Source organism: Paenibacillus chartarius (assembly GCF_042432825.1).
GTDB classification, from domain to species: domain Bacteria; phylum Bacillota; class Bacilli; order Paenibacillales; family NBRC-103111; genus Gordoniibacillus; species Gordoniibacillus chartarius.
Window position 1 is genome coordinate 1 of record NZ_JBHLWN010000131.1, and the last position, 1,333, is coordinate 1,333.

At 50.0% G+C, this 1,333-nt stretch carries 1 protein-coding gene; it reads left to right on the top strand.

All coding sequences use genetic code 11. From position 1 onward, the window contains the following. Positions 1-67 precede the first annotated feature (67 nt). Entirely contained in the window at positions 68-1,261 is a 1,194-nt protein-coding gene (locus ACFFK0_RS30615) for a transposase (RefSeq protein ID WP_377475251.1), read from the top strand. Positions 1,262-1,333 lie beyond the last annotated feature (72 nt).

Below are 1,333 nucleotides of genomic sequence, written 5' to 3' on the forward strand. Positions count from 1 at the left end.
ACTTCACCCCAACTTGGAGAAGTTTTCAAGCGACCAAACCCGAAAACATCCAAGGAAGTGAAGTCACTTGTATATTCTCCAAGAAAGCCTATTTTCCTTTGAGGAACTGCAAAAACTTGAATCCAAAGAACGATTGCCTATCTTTTTTAGCTCCATTGATTTACGGCCTTACGCCAAGGATTTGAGAAATAGCTCACCCCGAGGCGCGGATGGTCATTGTAGACAAGGAATTCTTCGTGCGCTGCTTGCTGCCCCGCTTGAGAACATAGATACATTTACCGGCCTGCATCACCGTTTGGACGTGGACCTTCGCTTTCGTTATCAGTGTGGATTGAGACTTGATAGGAAGGCCCCTTCAATTGCGACCTTAAGCCGCGTTTTCTCTGAGTTGACCAACAAAGGGTTAGCTAAGCGCCTGTTTGAGGATCTCGTCGCACAATGCAAGCAGGAAGGAATTATTGACGGAAGTCATGTGGCGATCGATAGTGCGGCGATTAATGCCTATGAAAAGAAGCAACCGAAACGGAAAAGCGAGCTGACCGGCAATGCCAATTGGGGCGCGAAGTTCGATTCGTTTGGCAACAAGGCCAAGTGGTTCGGCTACAAGCTTCATCTTGCCGTTGACACGGCAAGTGAACTGCCGATGGCACTCTCAGTTACACCGGCTCATGTCAACGACGGCGATATGGCTCCGACTCTCATGGAACAAGTGGCTACGGGCACGAAAGTGAAGTTCTTTATGCTTGATGCCGGTTATGACCAGCTTAAAAACTACGAAGCAGCGCGGAACGTAAAGGCACAGGCGATTATTCCGATGAACCTTCGCAATGAGAAGGAACCGCCTGCAGGCATGACTTCCAGCGGTACGCCCTGCTGCTCGATGGGGTTTGCCATGACCTATTGGGGAGCCGATGGCGATCAACTGAAATTCCGCTGTCCCCACGCCACAGGAAAGGTCGACTGTCCGCTCGGTATGGCTGCATGCTCATCTTCGAACTATGGAATGGTCGTCAAAGTCGATACAAAAAGCGATTTGCGGCGCTACTCGAGTCCACATCGGGACACGAAACGCTGGAAGGAACTCTACAACGAAAGAACGAGCGTAGAACGGTGCAATTCCAGGCTGAAACGTTATCTGACCGCAGACGCCTTGCACGTCTGGGGCATTCAGAAGGTGACCACTCACCAATACCTAAACGCCATTGTGTTGCTAGCTTCTGCATTGGCGATGGCCCGTCAGTCCAAGAGAGCCGCCGCTTAAATTTTTGATTCACCAGAAATTCTGCAGGTCTGCCCATTTTTTGCATTTCAAGTAGAACAGCTAAAATGCTGT